Source organism: uncultured Shewanella sp., assembly GCF_947491715.1.
In the GTDB taxonomy this organism is placed as follows: domain Bacteria; phylum Pseudomonadota; class Gammaproteobacteria; order Enterobacterales; family Shewanellaceae; genus Shewanella.
This window is the reverse complement of the sequence record NZ_CANLKR010000010.1, coordinates 74,723-93,920: the sequence shown is the minus strand read 5'-3', so window position 1 is coordinate 93,920 and position 19,198 is coordinate 74,723. Positions and strand designations below refer to the sequence as shown.

At 43.2% G+C, this 19,198-nt stretch carries 17 protein-coding genes; 13 read left to right on the top strand and 4 right to left on the bottom strand.

The window, feature by feature from the left end:
• Positions 1–41 precede the first annotated feature (41 nt).
• The 7 genes from Q0779_RS09485 (at position 42) to Q0779_RS09455 (ending at position 6,969) form a co-directional block, all read left to right on the top strand.
• Positions 42–512, top strand: a complete 471-nt coding sequence (locus tag Q0779_RS09485) for an FKBP-type peptidyl-prolyl cis-trans isomerase (RefSeq protein ID WP_298771980.1) — start codon at positions 42–44, stop codon at positions 510–512.
• A gap of 123 nt (positions 513–635) precedes the next feature.
• The gene (locus Q0779_RS09480) at positions 636–2,423 is read left to right on the top strand and encodes an aminopeptidase P family protein (RefSeq protein ID WP_298771978.1); all 1,788 of its coding nucleotides are present in this window, start codon (positions 636–638) and stop codon (positions 2,421–2,423) included.
• Between the two features lie 87 nt (positions 2,424–2,510).
• The gene (locus tag Q0779_RS09475) at positions 2,511–2,921 is read left to right on the top strand and encodes a GFA family protein (RefSeq protein WP_298771976.1); all 411 of its coding nucleotides are present in this window, start codon (positions 2,511–2,513) and stop codon (positions 2,919–2,921) included.
• A 293-nt stretch (positions 2,922–3,214) separates the two neighbouring features.
• Positions 3,215–4,513, top strand: a complete 1,299-nt coding sequence (locus Q0779_RS09470) for a DEAD/DEAH box helicase (RefSeq protein WP_298771974.1) — start codon at positions 3,215–3,217, stop codon at positions 4,511–4,513.
• A gap of 294 nt (positions 4,514–4,807) precedes the next feature.
• Positions 4,808–6,052: a dicarboxylate/amino acid:cation symporter gene (locus Q0779_RS09465; RefSeq protein WP_298771972.1), complete on the top strand. Its 1,245-nt coding sequence runs from the start codon at positions 4,808–4,810 to the stop codon at positions 6,050–6,052.
• Between the two features lie 99 nt (positions 6,053–6,151).
• On the top strand, positions 6,152–6,409 hold the full coding sequence (locus Q0779_RS09460; RefSeq protein ID WP_298771970.1) for a DUF2960 domain-containing protein: 258 nt from the start codon (positions 6,152–6,154) through the stop codon (positions 6,407–6,409).
• An 11-nt stretch (positions 6,410–6,420) separates the two neighbouring features.
• Positions 6,421–6,969, top strand: a complete 549-nt coding sequence (locus Q0779_RS09455) for an RDD family protein (RefSeq protein WP_298771968.1) — start codon at positions 6,421–6,423, stop codon at positions 6,967–6,969.
• 62 nt (positions 6,970–7,031) lie between these two features.
• Here Q0779_RS09455 and lptG read toward each other — a convergent pair whose 3' ends face one another.
• Both lptG and lptF read right to left on the bottom strand, forming a co-directional pair.
• Positions 7,032–8,090 (bottom strand): LPS export ABC transporter permease LptG, encoded by a 1,059-nt coding sequence (gene lptG, locus Q0779_RS09450; protein WP_298771966.1) that lies wholly within the window; start codon positions 8,088–8,090, stop codon positions 7,032–7,034.
• Positions 8,087–9,199, bottom strand: coding sequence for an LPS export ABC transporter permease LptF (lptF, locus tag Q0779_RS09445; RefSeq protein ID WP_298771964.1), 1,113 nt, complete (start codon positions 9,197–9,199; stop codon positions 8,087–8,089). Before lptF ends, lptG begins: the two co-directional genes overlap by 4 nt.
• Positions 9,200–9,422: 223 nt before the next feature.
• Here lptF and pepA point away from each other — a divergent pair, with 223 nt between their 5' ends.
• The 4 genes from pepA to Q0779_RS09425 all read left to right on the top strand — a co-directional run bounded on the left by pepA (position 9,423) and on the right by Q0779_RS09425 (position 16,517).
• Positions 9,423–10,934, top strand: a complete 1,512-nt coding sequence (pepA, locus tag Q0779_RS09440; RefSeq protein ID WP_298771963.1) for a leucyl aminopeptidase — start codon at positions 9,423–9,425, stop codon at positions 10,932–10,934.
• A 239-nt stretch (positions 10,935–11,173) separates the two neighbouring features.
• Positions 11,174–11,644 (top strand): DNA polymerase III subunit chi, encoded by a 471-nt coding sequence (locus Q0779_RS09435; protein ID WP_298771961.1) that lies wholly within the window; start codon positions 11,174–11,176, stop codon positions 11,642–11,644.
• Between the two features lie 15 nt (positions 11,645–11,659).
• Positions 11,660–14,545, top strand: coding sequence for a valine--tRNA ligase (locus Q0779_RS09430; RefSeq protein ID WP_298771959.1), 2,886 nt, complete (start codon positions 11,660–11,662; stop codon positions 14,543–14,545).
• Positions 14,546–14,981: 436 nt separating this feature from the next.
• Positions 14,982–16,517: an MFS transporter gene (locus tag Q0779_RS09425; protein WP_298771957.1), complete on the top strand. Its 1,536-nt coding sequence runs from the start codon at positions 14,982–14,984 to the stop codon at positions 16,515–16,517.
• Between the two features lie 31 nt (positions 16,518–16,548).
• On the opposite strand, the gene Q0779_RS09420 is transcribed toward Q0779_RS09425, so the two are convergent.
• Both Q0779_RS09420 and Q0779_RS09415 read right to left on the bottom strand, forming a co-directional pair.
• Positions 16,549–17,283, bottom strand: a complete 735-nt coding sequence (locus Q0779_RS09420) for a pseudouridine synthase (RefSeq protein WP_298771955.1) — start codon at positions 17,281–17,283, stop codon at positions 16,549–16,551.
• Between the two features lie 29 nt (positions 17,284–17,312).
• Positions 17,313–17,930: a metalloregulator ArsR/SmtB family transcription factor gene (locus Q0779_RS09415; protein ID WP_298771953.1), complete on the bottom strand. Its 618-nt coding sequence runs from the start codon at positions 17,928–17,930 to the stop codon at positions 17,313–17,315.
• Positions 17,931–18,091: 161 nt separating this feature from the next.
• Between Q0779_RS09415 and Q0779_RS09410 the strand changes: the two genes are divergently transcribed.
• Positions 18,092–18,700: an NAD(P)H-dependent oxidoreductase gene (locus Q0779_RS09410; RefSeq protein WP_298771951.1), complete on the top strand. Its 609-nt coding sequence runs from the start codon at positions 18,092–18,094 to the stop codon at positions 18,698–18,700.
• A gap of 62 nt (positions 18,701–18,762) precedes the next feature.
• Positions 18,763–19,182, top strand: coding sequence for a VOC family protein (locus tag Q0779_RS09405; protein ID WP_298771948.1), 420 nt, complete (start codon positions 18,763–18,765; stop codon positions 19,180–19,182).
• The last annotated feature ends 16 nt before the right edge of the window (positions 19,183–19,198 follow it).

Sequence of the window (19,198 nt, the reverse complement as noted above, 5' to 3'; positions counted from 1 at the left end):
GATAAACGAATAACCCTATATCAATTACCAAGGAACACAGAATGAAAGTCTTACTCGCCATTATCTTAATCGCTGGGGTGATTTTTTACTTTTACAGCTCAAGAAACAACCAAACCGAAGTCAAAGAGCAGAACGCTCAAGGGCAAGCATTTTTAACCGAAAATAAGACGCTTCCACAAGTGAAAACCACTGCATCTGGCTTGCAATATCAAGTATTGACTCCAGGCAGTGGTACACAGCACCCTAAATCAACAGATACTGTCACAGTTAATTATGAAGGTCGCCTTATCAATGGTGACGTTTTTGATAGCTCTTTTGAACGGGGAGAGCCTATTTCATTTCCATTGAATCGTGTCATTAAAGGCTGGACTGAAGGGTTGCAGTTAATGGTTGTCGGTGAAAAAGCCCGCTTTTTTATTCCGAGCAAGTTAGCTTATGGCAATCGAAGTGCAGGACAAATTCCTGCAGGCGCAACACTCATTTTTGATGTCGAGTTAATCAGCATAGATTAAGCCTCCATGGCATTCGCCCCTTCTTTAGATAACAAATAAGACTAAAGAAGGGGGTCATGTTAACATTACGGCCATATTATTCCTTTTGACGTCATCCATCACCACTATCCACTTGGGAGCCTTATGTCATCACTCATTGCCACTCGCCTTAGCGCTATTAGAACTGAAATGGCCAAGCATGATCTCGACGCTTTTATTGTCCCTAGAGCCGACGAATATTTAGGGGAATACGTCCCCCCCCAGAATGAACGTTTACACTGGGCAACTGGATTTACAGGCTCTGCAGGCATGGCTATTATCCTAAAAGACAGTGCAGCGATATTCACCGATGGCCGCTATACAGTGCAAGTTCGCCAGCAAGTTAATGCTGAACTATTTGAATATTTAAGCCTCACAGACACACCACAAATTCAATGGCTAATCGAAACACTGCCCAGTCACTCTCGAATTGGTATCGATAGCCGACTACACAGTTTAAGCTGGTATCACGCTGCACAATCAGCGTTTAATAACGCCGACTTATCACTTGTCACACTCGATAGTAACCCGATTGATATGTATTGGGAGAACCGCCCGCCAGCGTCAAGTTCACCCGCTATCTTATTCAGTAATGATTACGCTGGGGAAACGAGCCTCAATAAACGCACAAGGATCGCCTCAAAAGTTCAACAGGCTGGCGCAAATGCCGCCTTGATTACCGCCTTAGATTCTTTTTGTTGGTTACTCAACCTCAGAGGTCAAGATGTGCCTCGACTTCCCGTTATTCTGGGCACCGCGCTATTATACCAAGATGGCAATGTTCAACTCTTTACCGATATCACCAAATTGCCTAAAGGGATTAATGAACATGTTGGATTGGGGGTATCGTTTTTACCTGAAACAGCATTAAAAGAAGCATTAGCAACCCTTTCTAATACCATCTTACTTTGCGATCCTAACGCCAGCAATGCTTGGACACAACTCACAGCCAAAACCGCAGGAGTCACCTTACTGGCCGCAAGCTGCCCTATCGCATTAGAAAAAGCACAAAAAAATCCAGTTGAATTAGCTGGCTTTAAAGCGTGCCATATTCGAGATGGCGTCGCAGTCAGTCGATTTTTAGCTTGGCTTGATACTGAAGTCCAAGCAAATCGTTTATATGATGAAGCCAAGCTTAGCGATAAATTGGAAAGTTTTCGCTTACAAGATCCGCTTTATCAAGAGCCCAGTTTCGATACCATTTCAGCCCTCGGCAGTAACGCCGCCATGTGCCATTATAATCATAACAATGGCACGCCAGCAAAAATGACACTTAATAGCTTATACCTTGTAGATTCTGGCGCGCAATATTTCGATGGCACCACTGATGTCACTCGCACTATTGCTATTGGTGAGCCCAGTGACGAGCAAAAAAAGATGGTCACCTTAGTATTAAAGGGGCACATCGCATTGGATCAAGCTAAATTTCCATTAGGCACCACAGGCCAACAACTCGATGGGTTTGCCAGACAGTTCTTATGGCAGCACGGCTATGATTACGATCATGGTACAGGTCACGGTGTGGGCCATTTCTTAAACGTCCATGAAGGCCCGCAGCGTATCGCCAAAGCAGGTCAAAGCGTTGCATTATTGCCCGGCATGATAGTCTCCAATGAACCAGGCTATTATCGAGAAGGTGAGTTTGGGATCCGACTTGAAAACCTAGTCGCAGTCCAAAGCTGTCAGTCCTTAGCTGGGATTGAACGAGACATGTTAGAATTTAAATCACTCACCCTCATTCCAATGGATAACCGCCTTATCGATAAAAATTTACTGACAAAAGAAGAAATATCTTGGCTCAATGACTATCATCAACAAGTCTTCGAAACTTTAGCTCCTTTAATACATGGCAGCGATTTAATTTGGCTAACAAATGCAACGACAGCAATTTAGTCAATGAACACACTTGCTTTTACCCCTTATTGTTCAATCAGTTGTAAAAGCAAGTTCAGCCTTATCTTATATAAGTGAGGAAAAGTGATGAAATACCCAATAACCGCAGCATGCCAATGTGGTCAAGTGAGCTACACACTCGCTAAAAAGCCAATAAAAGTATTAGCCTGTCACTGCCAAGAGTGCCAAAAACTGTCGTCGAGTCCTTTTAGTATTACTGCTGTTGTCACAAAAGAGGATATCCACTTTCAAGGTGAAATGAAACATTGGAGCCGACTGGCTGAGAGTGGTAACCAAAACCATGCTAAGCTTTGCCCCACTTGCGGCACCCGTATCTATCATTACAATCCCGAACAACCCGATCTTATTAAGTTGAAATTAAAACCCGTTGGCGCCTCAGTCGATAAGGATTTCGCCCCCATGATCCACGTCTGGAGCAGTGAAAAACCAGCATGGTATCAAATCCCAACCGGTGTTGAAGCATTAGCAAAACAGTAATCCCCAGCCGCAGACTTCAATTCAAAGCGACGCATGTTTTAATTCCAACTGAATGCTGCATCTTCAAGTAATTTGGCTTATAGATGACAGAAGATTAATCCCCTTTTGAGCTCATGTCACATCGAAAGGGGATGACCATACCGCTAAAAACAACACATTTACAAATAACCCTAAAACCTCATCTCAATCTTTGCTATACTCCGCCGCCACGCTTAGCCTACTCAACCGTTTAGCGTGCATAAGCTAATATTACAAAATAACTTGATGTGAATGACGAATAACAGGACCCCATAATGAGATTTGAATCTTTTAGTTTTGCTCCCGAGATTTTACGTGCTATCTCAGAATGTGGTTATCAGAAAATGACGCCAATTCAGCAGCAAGCTATTCCAGCGATTAGACGTGGCCAAGACGTCTTAGCCAGTGCCCAAACAGGCACAGGCAAAACCGCTGCCTTCGCTTTACCTATTTTACAAAAAATGCTCGATAATCCTAGCGACACGCATCGCTCAAATACCAAAGCACTCATATTAACGCCAACAAGAGAACTTGCTGCACAAGTTGCTCAAAATATTAGCGATTATAGTAAGCATCTCAATATAAGTATTATCACACTTTATGGCGGAGTTAAGATGGACTCTCAAGCCGTAAAGTTAAAGCGCGGTGCCGATATTATCGTTGCGACCCCAGGTCGATTGCTTGAACATTTAACCTCTTGCAATCTTAGTTTATCTAATCTTGATTTTCTGGTATTAGATGAAGCCGATCGCATGCTCGATATGGGATTTAGTCAAGATATCCAAAAAATTCTTCAAGTCGCTAACAGCAAACGACAAAACCTACTCTTTTCTGCCACTTTTTCTAGCGCTGTCAAAAAGTTAGCCAACGACATGCTGATTAAACCCAATGTGATCAGCGCCGATAAACAAAACACCACAGCAGCAACAGTGAGTCAAGCCATTTACCCTGTCGAGCAGCGCCGTAAACGTGAATTACTCTCTGAACTCATTGGCACGAAAAACTGGCAACAAGTCCTCGTTTTCACCGCCACTCGAGATGCAGCAGATGTATTAGTTAAAGAACTCAACTTAGATGGCATTCCTTCTAGTGTCGTTCATGGTGAAAAAGCACAAGGCAGTCGTCGCCGTGCATTACGTGAATTCAAAGAAGGTAAAGTGCGTGTTCTCGTCGCCACCGAAGTCGCCGCTCGCGGCTTAGACATTCCCGATTTGGAATATGTGGTGAATTACGATCTGCCTTTCTTAGCCGAAGATTATGTTCACCGCATTGGCCGCACAGGCCGAGCCGGTAAAAGCGGCGTAGCAATCTCATTTGTGAGCCGTGAAGAAGAGCGCACTCTTGCCGATATCGAAAAACTCATTGGTCAAAAACTGCGTCGTATTACTATTCCGGGCTATGAAGTAGGTAGCCGAGATCTCCTCATTAAGCAGTTGCAAAAACGCCGTAGCTTCGCTAAAAAACAACAGCGAGATGATAATGCAGGCGCTCAAGTCATTGCCGAGCGAAAAATGAGTGGTCGTAGAGTCAAAGTCAAAAACGCCTCTCCCGCGAAAATTAAAAAATTAAAATAGTCATCTGAAAGGAGGAGGAGAAACACTCTCCTCCTTCTGTTAAACAACATTAGCAATAATGATTATACTCATCCCCATCCTTCCCTTAATACCTGCTCAATCCTATAAATTATATCTAAAATCATTTTGGTATTATTAACAAATATAAAGTGGGTATAATAGTCACTCAGTTTTTCACAAGATCTTTTAATAGCATCATTACCTTGGTAAATAAACTGTGATTAACACACCTTTATCGCGGACATCAATTATCCACGAAAGATCAACTTCCCCTAGAATAATAAGGTTAATATTATGCGCTTATTAGAGGTTGCCACTCATTATCGCTCTTCTCTCATTTTAATATTAGCACTGGCTATTGGGGCCATAACTGGGATCTATTTTCCTGCTATCGCTCATGGGCTTGCCCCAATTGGCCAGATTTTCATTAACTTACTGTTTATGATTGTAGTGCCTTTAGTCTGTTTAAGCGTCACTTCATCCATCGCCAGCATGACAGATTTAAAGAAACTTGGCGTGATATTATTAGCCGTCATTGGTGTGTCCGCTATGATGGCCATTATTCCTTCGCTCACAATGATCGGTCTTGCCAGCATTTTTGATCCCGCTCAAGGCGTCACGCTTAACCTAAAAAACCCTATCAGTGACGATGGCGGGCACATGGACTTCGTCAAAATGTTAACCACGAATGACTTTGTTGGATTATTATCCAAGTCCAACATTCTTGCCTTGGTGATTATGTCGATTATTGCAGGCATTGCCATTGGGCAATCGGGAGAGCACGGAAGAAAAGTCGCAGCAATGCTACAGAGTTTGAATGTGGTTACCATGAAAATCGTCTCTATGATTATGATTGTGGCGCCAATAGGATTAGGCTGCTATTTTGCCTCGACCATGGCCAACCAAGATCCTGATTTGCTCACGTCTTTTGCTCGGGCTATTTTGCTCTTTTTGGTTGCCGCTCTGCTTTATTTTATATTCGGTTCAACTTTTTATGCCGCTCTAGCAGGTGGACGTCCAGCCATAGCGAGCTTTTGGCGTAATGTCTTCCCCTCAGCCACCACAGCATTAGGAACCAGCTCATCTCTGGCCACTTTACCCGTCAATCTTCGCAGTGCACAGAAGATGGGATTAAAAGAAGAGGTTGCCGATATCTGTTTACCCTTATTGGTCAATGTTAATAAAGGCGGCGCAGCGATGACAGCCACACTGAAAGTGGTGTTTATTTATGCCGTGCTTGGATTAGACTTTACTCCTGAAGTCTTTTTTATGACTCTCTTGCTTGCTACGCTTTACGCAGTAATCGTAAGTGGCGTTCCTGGTGGCGCCTTTTTAGGTGAAATATTTATTGTCACATCCCTAGGACTGCCAATGGAAGTCATCCCTATGCTGGTTGTCATTGGCGCAACTACAGATGCCATGGCCACCGTGATCAATGTTACCCACGACTTAAGTGCCACTCAACTTATTGAGAAAATACTAGGCAAACGATTAACCTTTTATTCCGGTAAAAATCAAATTCCAACGAATATAGATTAACATAACCCACTCACCTTGGAATAAATGCAGTATAATGCCCAGTGGTTTTGCATCAAACAAAGCCACTTTATATTTTCAGCCACTGCTAGGATAAACATCATGGCCCGCAAGATCACCTATAAATATAAAAACCAACGAAAAGAAATCAACTTTGCTTATGATGTCTATCACGATATGTATGAAGCCATTGCTGCTGAAGAGGGCATTGATCTTACTAATTATTTAGCAATGGAACAACAAATCGCCATGACCTCAAAAGGTGGCGCCGCTGTAAAAGATTTTAGAACAAAAGAATTTGCCCGATTTGGTTTCAGTGATATTTATTTTGTCAAAGATGACCCACACACGAATGAATAGAAGTCACAATTATGAAAAAGATTAAAGCCAATCCCCCACCACAAACCATTAGGGGAAATAGCGAACATGCTAATTTTCCCAGAGCCAGTTTCTTTAGACGCTTAGGTGCCATCATTTATGACGCACTTCTGGCCGTTGCCGTCTATATGATTGCAGGCGCTATCGGTTTTGGCATTTTTACCGGACTTGTTTCACTTAACTTGCTCGACATGAAGGGGTTTGAACATGTTTCCGATCTACTCAATGGCACTGATTTATATAAAAGCCTCTACCAGTTTTGGTTAGTACTTTGCGTCAGTCTTTTCTATATCTGCTTTTGGAGCTATGGCGGTCAAACTTTAGGCATGCGAGCTTGGCGCCTTAAAGTACAACATCCCAACGGCCAAAGTTTAAGCATGATCACCGCCAGTGCTCGTTTAATTTACTCTCTATTGGGATTGGGTAACCTTTGGATTTTGCTTAACACCGACAAATTAGCGCTACAAGACAGCATGACACGTTCAGAGATAGTCGTATTATCAATTGAAGCCAATCAATTACGCAATTGGCGCGGCGTTTAAGCTCACCTTTCCAATAAAAAATGGCATCGATATGATGCCATTTTTTATCGCGATAATAGATTTTATTTTCGAATAAAATATAACGCACCTACACTGAAAATAAGCGCTGGCATACCCGCACTCAAATAAGCGGGTAAGCCATAAACAATACTGAGAGGGCCAAAAATTTCGCTGCAAATATAAAAGCTAAATCCAGCCACCACACCTAATAAAACACGCGCTCCCATAGTCGCTGTTCTCAGCGGCCCAAATACAAACGATAGCGCCACTAACATCATAACAGCAACCGTAACGGGCTGCATTAGCTTTCGCCATAACGCTAATTCATAACGCTCAGCCGCTTGATGGTTTGTCTTTAAATAGTCTAAATAGCCTAACAAGCCTTGAATGGATAATGATTCAGGCTTTACTGAGACAACGGTTAATTTATCAGGAGTTAAAGTCGACCGCCAAACATCGTTATCCTCATGATTAACTTTAATTTTATCTGCAGTAAAAGAGGTTGTTTCAACGTCATGTAACTGCCAAAGATTATTAACGTAAGTGGCAGTCTGCGCATTAACCGTCCGAATTAAATGTAAAGTATCATCAAATTGATATAAGGTCACATTACTTAATTTATCTACATCAACCACTTGACCAATATTCACAAACAAGCCGTCATCTCGCGCCCAAATACCTTGTTTAGATTTGATAAAACTCCCCCCTGATGTTTTGATTGCTTGTCGTTCCTTCGCTTTAAGCTCTGCTGCTGGGGCACCCCATTCACCTAACATCATCACCAATACCATTAACGGGATTGCCGTCTTCATGGCCGACATGGCAATTTGCAAACGAGATAAGCCCGACGACTGCATCACCACAAGCTCAGAATTCGATGCCATCATCCCCATACCTATAAGGGCACCTAATAGTACTGCCATAGGGAAAAACATCTCGACATCGCGAGGAATAAGGTAAAGTACGTAAATCCCCGCATCAAGCATAGTATATGTGCCACGCCCGACAAGTCTAAGTTGATCAACCCATTTAATAATGCCTGATAAACCCGTTAAAATAAGCAGACAGAGTGCCGAACTGCTAATAATAGTTCTCGCAATATAAAAATCTAGAATTCTCATGCAGTCGCCTTTTTACGTTTAAAATAGGCTAACAACTTACTGCCCCATGGCCTTTCCTTACTCAATAATATTAACCCAATAAATAAGGCCGAAGCATGGATCCACCACATGCCTAAATATGCAGGAATAACATCATCTTCTAGTGCTTTTCTGCCCGCAACCATCAAGCCAAAATACCCTAAATATAACAAAATAGCAGGTAACATCTTGGCAAACTTACCTTGACGATTGTTCACCCTCGACATAGGAACGGCGATTAAGGTCATTAACGGAATAGCCAGTGGAATCGCCAATCGCCAATGAAACTCAGCCGTTGCTTGCGGGGAGTCTATCGCCATTAATTTCGCTAATGGTAAAGACGAAAGCTTACGACGACGCTGATCCACTTCTTGCTCTTTAATCTGCATTTGATAACCACCAAAATCCGTGACTTGATAGTCAAGCGCTTTTGGACTGCCTTGGTAACTCACCCCATCGGATAACTCTAACCGCTGAGCGCCGCTCGCGTCTTCAATCACACTGCCACTTTTTGCCACCACCACATTACTCGTTCCGGTGTCATCATTTTTTTCAGGAAGCTGCGCAACAAACACTTTACTCAGTGAATTATCTCGGCCAATCTTCTCAACAAATAACACTGCTCGTCCATCTGGGCTGGTCTGAAAACGCCCTGCCGTCAATGCCGCTAATCCAGCTTCGGATTGCGCATGTTCTAGCACTTGGTTCTGTTTCTCCTCGGCCCAAGGCGTGACATAAAGTGACAAAAAGCCAGTGATAATAAGATTCACTAAAGCGATTAATAGTGTCACTCGAGTGATATACCATTCGCTTACTCCGACGCCATGAAAAATAACCATTTCATTTTCAGAGTACATTCGCCCATGTGCAAGCAAGATCCCCAAAAATAAACTTAACGGAATAACCAACACCGCTAAGAAAGGCATATTAAGCCCTAATAAAGTTGCCACTAGGGAGGCAGGAAAATCACCATCAGAGGCATCCGCCAGCACGCGAACAAACTGTTGACTAATAAAAATAGCCAGCAAAACGAGCAATACGGCTATCTGTGCTTTTAAAACTTCGCTAATCAAGTATCTAAGTACAATCACAAGTAGGATACACTCTCTAAACTTTCATTTATGCTGGTATCAACCCAACTTTCATGTAGACTGTCTACTTTTAGTCGTTTTGCAACCAACAATGGCTAAACGTGGTCAACAATACACCAGAGAAAATCACTTTTGGTGTGCCATATTTAGTCCCCATTTTGGGGCACAAGCAGACATTATCCAATAAATAATAAAATTTGTCTTTAAGAATCTAGGAGAGCTCATGGAGTTTAGTGTAAAGAGCGGTAGCCCAGAGAAGCAACGCTCAGCTTGTATCGTTGTCGGCGTATACGAACCTCGACGTTTATCAGGTATTGCCGAGCAACTGGATAAAATCAGTGAAGGTTATATCAGTAACCTATTACGTCGTGGGGACTTAGAAGGTAAGCCAGGGCAAATGCTCTTATTACATCACGTGCCAAATGTACTCAGCGAACGAGTATTATTAGTGGGGTGTGGTAAAGAAAGAGAGTTAGACGAACGTCAATATAAGCAAATTATTACCAAAACCATTAATACCCTAAATGAAACGGGCTCCATGGAAGCAGTATGTTTCCTGACCGAGTTACATGTAAAAGGGCGTGATACATACTGGAAAGTACGTGAAGCCTTAGAAACAACACAAAATAGTCTATACAGTTTTGACACATTAAAAACCCGCAAAGGGGAAACTCGCCGTCCGTTACGTAAGCTTGTTTTCAATGTTCCCACACGAAGGGAGCTGACTGTTGGAGAGCGTGCCATTGAGCATGGTCTCGCCATTTCAAGCGGTATGCACTTATGTCGAGACGTGGCCAACATGCCACCGAACATTTGTAATCCTGCTTATTTAGCCTCTCAAGCACGCCAATTGGCAGAAACCCATGAAAGCTTAACCGTCTCCACCATAGGTGAAGAGCAAATGGCTAAGTTAGAAATGAACTCATACTTGGCCGTAGGTCGCGGCAGCCATAATGAATCCATTATGACCATTATGGAATACAAGGGCGCTGTAAAAAGTGATGAGAAACCTATCGTCCTCATTGGCAAAGGGCTAACCTTTGATTCAGGCGGTATTTCATTGAAACCTGGCGAAGCCATGGATGAAATGAAATATGATATGGGCGGCGCAGCAGGTGTCATTGGCACCATGAAAGCACTGTGTGAAATGAAGTTACCCGTCAATGTGATTGGTATTCTTGCTGGATGTGAAAACATGCCATCCAGTAATGCTTATCGTCCAGGTGACGTACTCACCACCATGTCAGGGCAAACGGTTGAAGTGTTAAATACTGACGCAGAAGGTCGGTTGGTATTGTGTGATGTATTAACTTATGTTGAACGCTTCGATCCCGAACTCGTTGTCGATACAGCAACGTTAACGGGCGCTTGCGTTGTCGCATTAGGTAAACATGCATCAGGCCTATTCTCCAGCCATAACCCCCTCGCTCATGAATTACTCAATGCCGGTGAACAAAGCGGTGATAGAGCGTGGCGTATGCCATTATGGGATGAGTATCAAGAGTTACTGGAAAGTCCTTTTGCTGATATGACTAACTTAGGTGGGCGAGCAGCAGGTTCCATCACAGCAGCATGCTTCTTGTCCCGTTTCGCCAAGAAATACCATTGGGCGCATTTAGATGTGGCAGGAACGGCTTGGAACAGTGGTGCCAATAAAGGCTCAACTGGACGACCTGTGCCATTACTAAGCCAGTTTTTAATTAACCGCGCTGGTATCGAACAAGGCGGCGAGTAATCACGCCTTTATTGAACATAAAATCATGGCGTTGATTTTAACTTAACGGTTTTATTCCCGAACTGATTGAAAGCCTATATTTTAATCAGTACGGGAATAAATACTGACCAAAAGGCAAAATTGAAGCACGTGATACTTCCCAATAAAAAATGTGTTGAAAATAAAAACACTTTTGGGAACCTCTCAATTTTCAGTGTACAATACCCCGTTAACCCTTAATCCCAATAGAATGCACTCCAATGACCCAAGCGCTGTTTTACTTGTTGCCACCGCCATCATCAACGGGCTCGATAGACCTTAATCCTGTCTATCACTTAGCTTGTGAATTGGCTCAGCACACTTTCAAAAAACAACAAAGCGTCTATATTCATTGTGATAACAAAGAACAAGCTTATGCCATTGATGAATTACTTTGGCAATATCCCCCAAGTAGCTTTGTTCCGCATAATCTAAAAGGTGAAGGGCCAGCAACGGGCGCGCCCGTTGAAATCGGTACCGATCCTATCGGCCCCAATAAAAATCGCCATCAATTGATCAATCTTGCAGACCAAGTCCCCTCATTTGCGGTAAACTTTGGCCAGATTGTCGATTTTGTTGCCAATGATAAAGCCCATAAGGCACAAGCCAGGCTAAGATACCATCAGTATCGTACCTTGAATATCGCACTGGCGACCCAAGATTTAGCAACACACCCCCTTAATTTAGTTTGAGAAGCACACGAACCCATGGAAAAAACATATCACCCGCAGTCCATTGAACAAGCTCTTTATCAGAACTGGGAAGAGCAAGGTTACTTTAAACCTCAGGGCGACGCGTCCCAAGGTCACTATTGCATCATGATCCCGCCACCAAATGTGACAGGTAGCTTACACATGGGGCATGCTTTTCAAGACACCATAATGGATACGCTGACCCGTTATCAGCGTATGAAAGGTAAAAAAACACTGTGGCAAGTGGGTACCGATCATGCAGGTATTGCCACTCAAATGCTGGTTGAGCGTAAGCTTGCCAACGAAGAAGGTAAAAGTCGTCACGATCTTGGACGTGAAAACTTTATCGACCGTATTTGGGACTGGAAAGCCCAGTCTGGCGGCACCATAACCAAACAATTACGCCGCTTAGGCGCCTCGGTTGATTGGGATCGCGAACGTTTCACTATGGATGACGGCATGTCAGCCGCCGTGCAAGAAGTGTTCGTCAGACTATATGATGATGAACTCATTTATCGCGGCAAACGTTTAGTTAACTGGGATCCTGCATTACACACTGCCATTTCAGACTTAGAAGTCGAAAACAAAGAAAAACAAGGCAGCATGTGGCACTTCCGTTACCCCCTCGCCGAAGGGGCGTTAACCAGCGATGGCAAAGATTACCTTGAAATTGCCACAACGCGTCCTGAAACCCTATTAGGTGACAGTGCGGTTGCCGTTCACCCTGATGACGAGCGCTATCAATCACTGATTGGTAAATTTGTTCACCTTCCCATCGTTAACCGCCTCATTCCTATTATTAGCGACGATTATGTCGACATGGAATTTGGCACAGGTTGTGTCAAAATTACTCCTGCTCATGATTTTAACGATTACGAAGTCGGTAAACGTCATGCATTACCCATGTTTAATGTATTGACGATTGATGCGGCCATTCGCAGCAGTGCCGAAGTCGTCAATACCGATGGCAGCAGCAACAATACACTGGATAACTCACTGCCTGAGCAATACGCAGGCCTTGATAGATTTAAAGCCCGTAACTTAGTCATAGAAGAACTCGACACCTTAGGTTTACTGGGTGAAATCAAACCTCACGGGTTAAAAGTGCCTTATGGCGACCGTTCAGGTGTCGTCATCGAACCGCTGTTAACCGACCAATGGTACGTCTCTGTTGCCCCTATGGCCAAAACCGCCATGGAAGCCGTCGACAATGGCGATATCAAATTTGTGCCTCAACAATATGAGAACATGTACAACTCTTGGATGCGCGATATTCAGGATTGGTGTATTTCTCGCCAGCTTTGGTGGGGACACCGCATTCCTGCTTGGTACGATGAAGCAGGCAAGGTCTATGTGGGCCGCGATGAAGATGAAGTGCGCACTAAGTATAAGCTTGAAAGCCATATCGTGTTGCGCCAAGATAACGACGTACTCGATACTTGGTTTAGCTCAGCCTTATGGACCTTTGCTACGTTAGGCTGGCCTGAGAACACTGACGATTTAAAAGCATTTCATCCAACCGATGTTTTGGTCACAGGGTTTGATATTATTTTCTTCTGGGTCGCCCGCATGATCATGATGACTATGCACTTTATCAAAGATGAAAACGGTAAACCTCAAGTCCCCTTTAAAACGGTTTATGTCACTGGGCTTATCCGTGATGAAGCGGGCAACAAGATGTCAAAATCCAAAGGCAACGTGCTCGATCCTCTCGACATGATTGACGGCATTGATCTTGAAGCCTTAGTGGAAAAGCGCACCGGTAATATGATGCAGCCTAAGCTTGCTGCAAAAATTGAAAAAAGTACCCGCAAAGAATTTAGCGAAGGCATTGAAGCCCACGGAACTGACGCCCTGCGCTTCACCTTAGCCTCTATGGCCTCAACGGGCCGCGACATTAACTGGGATATGAAACGTCTTGACGGATATCGCAGCTTCTGTAATAAAATCTGGAATGCTTCACGTTATGTATTAATGAATACCGAAGGTGAAGATTGCGGTATTGATGATAGGGGGGATCTAAGCGGTGAACTGACTTTGTCACTGGCTGATCGCTGGATCACAAGCTTATTTAATCAAACGGTCAAAGCTTTTGAAGAACACATGGCCAATTACCGCTTTGATTTAGCCGCCAATACCTTGTATGAGTTCACTTGGAACCAATTCTGTGACTGGTATTTAGAGCTAACTAAACCCGTTATGCAAAATGGCAGCGAAAGTGAATTGCGTGGCACACGCCACACATTAATCACTGTACTTGAAGCCATGCAGCGTTTGATGCATCCGATCATGCCTTATATCACTGAGACCATTTGGCAACGGGTTAAACCACTTGCTCTAGGTAAACAGGCTTCGAAAGCCAGCATTATGCTCAGTGCTTTTCCTGAATATCAAGCTGACCTTGTTGATGAAGCAGCAATGCAAGATATTGAATGGGTCAAACAAGTGATTATCGCTGTTCGTAACATTCGTGCAGAATTGAACATTGCTCCGTCAAAACCATTAAACGCATTACTCAAAGGCGTCAGCGCTCAAGATAAAGCACGCTTGAATGCAAATCAGACCTTCTTCACTACGCTTGCAAAACTTGAGTCAATGACAGTACTGGAAGCTGATGATGTCGCCCCAATGTCAAGCACTCAACTTATTGGTAATATGGAACTGCTTATTCCAATGGCAGGTCTTATTGATGTCGCGGCTGAAATGGCCCGTATTGATAAACAGCTGGATAAAGCCGCTAATGAATTTGCACGTATCGATAAAAAACTTTCAAACCAAGGGTTTGTGGCTAAAGCGCCTGCTGCCGTCATTGAAAAAGAGCGCGCAAAGCAAGCTGAATATCAGCGTGATATCGATAAGTTGACAGAACAAAAAGCAGAACTGGCCAAATTAGAAAGTTAAAGTAGATGGTTTAAAAATAAAACGAAGTATGACGCCAAACTGCTATCGTTAACCGATAAAAAGTAACACACAAAAACCTGTGATATCTTAATATCACAGGTTTTTATTATTTACAGCTGAGTAAAATACAGCTGTAAAGCTGTGAATAAAAGAGAATACTGAAACTTCCAATGCAGAAATTAACGAAGCTCCCCTCTCCCCCCAAAAATAGCCACCTACACAATGACGTACTCATCTGGCTATAGCTAACAGGACTTGATGACTCGCCCTGCCAGCAGCCAAAGTTAGTGTTTTCGGTAAAAATTAGGTAAAGTAACCAACCTAAAACAAAAAAAACACATCATCCCTCAAACGTTAACACTTATTCAATCAATCGCAACCTGTCATCAGGTCGATGAGGATAAATCCGTTTTGAGATAATTTGGGGTAAGACAAGATGAGTCAAAGTATTTCCCACTCAGGTAATGATCTGCGTGAAGTCAAACAACTGGGCATGTGGGCATCCATTGCCAGCTTAAGTTATATTTTTTGGATGGTCGGTGGCATGGAGCTCATCGAACGTATTGCTTACTATGGAGTGAAAGCCAGTGCAGGCCTGTATGCCAAAGCACCCAGCTCTGCAGGTGGTCTAGGGATCAGTTTAAGTGATTATGGCGTGATCATTTCAGCTTGGGCACTCATGCAAACCTTTATTCCTGTCTTTACCGGCGGTATCTCCGATAGAGTCGGCTACAAAGAAACCATTTTTGTCTCTACTTTGATTAAAATCTCAGGCTATTTAGTCATGGCCTTTTTCCCCAGTTTTTGGGGATTTTTAATCGGCGCCATGTTACTCGCTGGGGGAACGGGTATTTTCAAACCCGGCATTCAAGGCACCCTTGTCCTTTCCACCAATCGTAATAACTCATCAATGGCATGGGGTATTTTCTATCAAGTGGTCAATATCGGCGGATTCTTAGGCCCTCTAGTGGCGGTTCATATGCGCCAATTGTCTTGGGACAATGTATTTTTTGCCTGCGCTGCAATCATTTCATGCAACCTTTTATTGTTACTGGCTTATAAAGAGCCTGAAAAAGCCGAAAGATTAGCCCGCAACGCCAAAATAAAATCAGGTGAGCTTAAACAAGAGGTGCTCTGGAAAGATGCTTTAAATGAACTCAAAAAACCTGTCGTAATCTACTACATGCTCGTTTTTGCCGGTTTCTGGTTTTTATTTAATGCCTTATTTGATGTGCTCCCCATTCACATTGCCGAGTGGGTGGATACCAGTGTGATTGTCACTAGCTTATTTGGCGAAACGGGCACCAATAATGGCTTCTTACAATTTTGGTTAGGTCTAGATAATGCCGGCACCAAAGTGATGCCTGAAGGTATGCTCAACCTCAATGCCGGCATGATCATGACCAGCTGTTTTCTCATTGCAGCCTTAACCGCTAAATACCGTATTACCAGCGCCATGTTAGTGGGCTGTTTATTCAGTATTCTCGCCTTTGTCTTTATTGGAGCGACTAATGCTGCGTGGATGATAGTGCTCGCCATCGCCTTATTTTCCATTGGTGAAATGATGATAAGCCCGAAGAAAAACGAATTCATGGGTAATATCGCGCCAGAAGGTAAAAAAGCCATGTACTTAGGCTTTGTCATGTTACCTCAAGGTATAGGCTGGGGGTTAGAAGGTTATTTTGGCCCTAAACTGTACGAGCATTTTGCTTCCAAAGAGCGTTTTTCAAGAGAACTGTTAGCCGAGCGAGGAATGAGTGACAATGCCATTACTGCCATTCCACAAGGGGAAGCCTTTGATACCTTAGTCGCCTATACCGGTGAACCCGCTAAGCAATTAACACAGTTACTTTATAATACCCATGATATCGGCATGGCTTGGTATATTATCGGCGCTATTGGTGCCATTTCAGCGGTTGGGATCTTCTTATACGGCCAATGGCTGTATCGCTTACAAAAACAACAAGCCTAATTTAATATCAGTCTCTGTCAGGCGCTCCCTTTTAAGGGAGTGCCTTAAGCGCAATTTCTGGGCTAGTGAGTTTTCGATAATGCCCCGCGGGTAAGTGACTATCTAAGACTATCTCCCCAACCGATATTCGATGTAATGCAACGACAGGATTGCGAAAACGACCAAACATGCGCTTAATTTGATGATACCGCCCTTCTATTAAGGTCACTTGTGCGACATGCTCACTAATGATTTCCAACTCAGCGGGTAACGTCGTGATATCCTCATAGGCAAAATACATCCCCTGTGCAAAGGCGGCAATATAGTCAAGGGTTAGCGGATTTTTTAATGCCACTCGATATACTTTTTCCACTTTATTCTCAGGTGACATCAATGCGCTAGACCAACGACCATCATTGGTTAATAGTAACAGCCCAGAAGTGTTGAGATCTAATCGCCCCACAATATGAAGATCGGTAATATTCATATTACTTGTATTTAACTCAGGGGCCGCTAAACAATCAATCACGGTGCGATGTTGCCTATCCCGCGTTGCACTAACCACGCCGACAGGTTTATGCAACATGATATAACTCGGCAGGTTCCGTTGCAGCGTTTCTCCATCCACACAAATATGAGAGAATTCATCAATGGGAAAATCCCTTGCTATAACGGCATTACCGTCAACCCAAACTTGCTTTTTAGCTAGCATGACTTGAACTTGTTTAATACTCACCTGCAATTTTTTACTGATAAACCGGTCTAAACGGCCTCGCTTCGACTGCATGAAAACCTCTGAACACTCCAATAATCACCCTAAATAGGTACTATTTTATAAGCACAGCGCCTAGCGCCTTCAATAATGTGCTCTTCTCGGCTCACGGTGGCACAACCTTCAAATAACCGCTGAAAAAGCTGTAGCTCAGAGCGACAAAAGTTTAAACATTGGCTCGCCGCAGCGCAAATAGGACAATGATTCTCTAACAACCATAAAATATCTTCCTCTTGCTCAATACTAGCCATATAACCTTCATCTGTCCGCAACTTCTTGAGCACTTCTAGCTTTTCAATTAAATCGGTTTTGCTGTCCATCGCGCTAAGGTACAGCTCCAAAGACGCCAACTCTCTGTGCTCAATGAGTTGCTCTAACCCTTGCTCACCAAAAATCGTTTTAACCGAATCAATTAATTGCACTGTTAGTTCTGGATGGCGGTCCGTAAAATGGTTATTGCTTTGCTTCGTGAGAGACCAAAAACGGGTAGGTCGGCCTCTTGCCGCTTTTTTATCTTCAAAAATAACATCGCCACTGTCTTCTAAGCCCTGTAAATGCTGACGCACCCCCATGGTCGTTAACCTTAACTCCTCTGCTAATACTTTTGCTGTCAATGGTCCTTGAGTTTTTAACATTTGTACTATTTTTTCACTGGTTTTCACTTCCGCCCTCCTTTATTACTTTATCCATCAATACTGAATATCCATCATATTACTCGCCCACTATTATTACTGATATGCAAATTAAGTAAACTTTTTTCTTTACTTTATTAAGTAAAGCATTTACTTTATATAACAGAAGTAAACAAAAGGAATAACGAAAAATGAAATTACTCATTGTCAGTAGCAGCCAGCGGGAAGGCTCACAAAGTGCCAAAGTAGCACAGTACTTATATGATAATAATAAAGATTTTAATGAGGTTAGCCACTTAGAACTGTGCCGCTACGCACTCCCTTTTTGGGATGGAGAAAGCCAAACAAAATCACAAGATAGCAGTACTTGGCCTTTCATTAGCCAGCAAGTTAAACAAGCCGATGCTCTGATTTTAATTACTCCAGAATGGGGCGGTATGGCATCACCACTGCTAAAAAACTTTCTGCTCATGTGTGACAACCAAGATACTGCGCATAAGCCGGCTTTATTAGTGTCGGTAGTGAGTGGCATAAGTGGCGCATATCCGATTGCAGAGCTGCGCATGAACGCATTAAAAAACAACAAACTGGTGGCCACGCCTGATCATTTAATCATTCGCAATGTCATAGAAGTATTAAATGCTCAGGCAATCACAAGCGAAAGAGATAAATCATTAAGAGAAAGAATCGATTACAGTACGCATATGCTGCACCAATATGCCAAAGCACTGTTCTCAATCCGACAACAACACAGCGCTACGCCTTTTCCTAAACAGCAAGAATATGCTTACGGTATGTAAGCCGTATTAACAAACCAGTTCAATCAATATTAAACAGTAAAATAGATTTTAAGGAGAAAGTCATGATCCAACTCGAACACATTAATCTTGTCGTTAAGGACATTTCAACATCACTGCACTTTTATCAAGCCATTTTTCCACATTGGCGTATACGCGGCGGTGATAAAGGGAGTTGGTACGGAAAACCGAGGAATTGGGTCCACTTCGGTGATGATTATCAATACTTAAGCCTCAATGATAGTGGTGAAGGTGAGAACCGTAATCTCAGTGGACATCAAGTCGGCCTAGCTCACTTTGCGTTTGTCACTCACGATCTACAAGGGATCATCAATCGATTAAAAGCCATTGGCTATGACGTCGACAAAGAGGGCGCTGACAACCCTCACCGAGAAAACGTTTACTACATCGATCCCGATGGCTACGAAGTGGAATTTGTACAATATAAAAGTGATGTACCTAGTGAACGTAATCAATACGATTAATAACACAACCTCTATC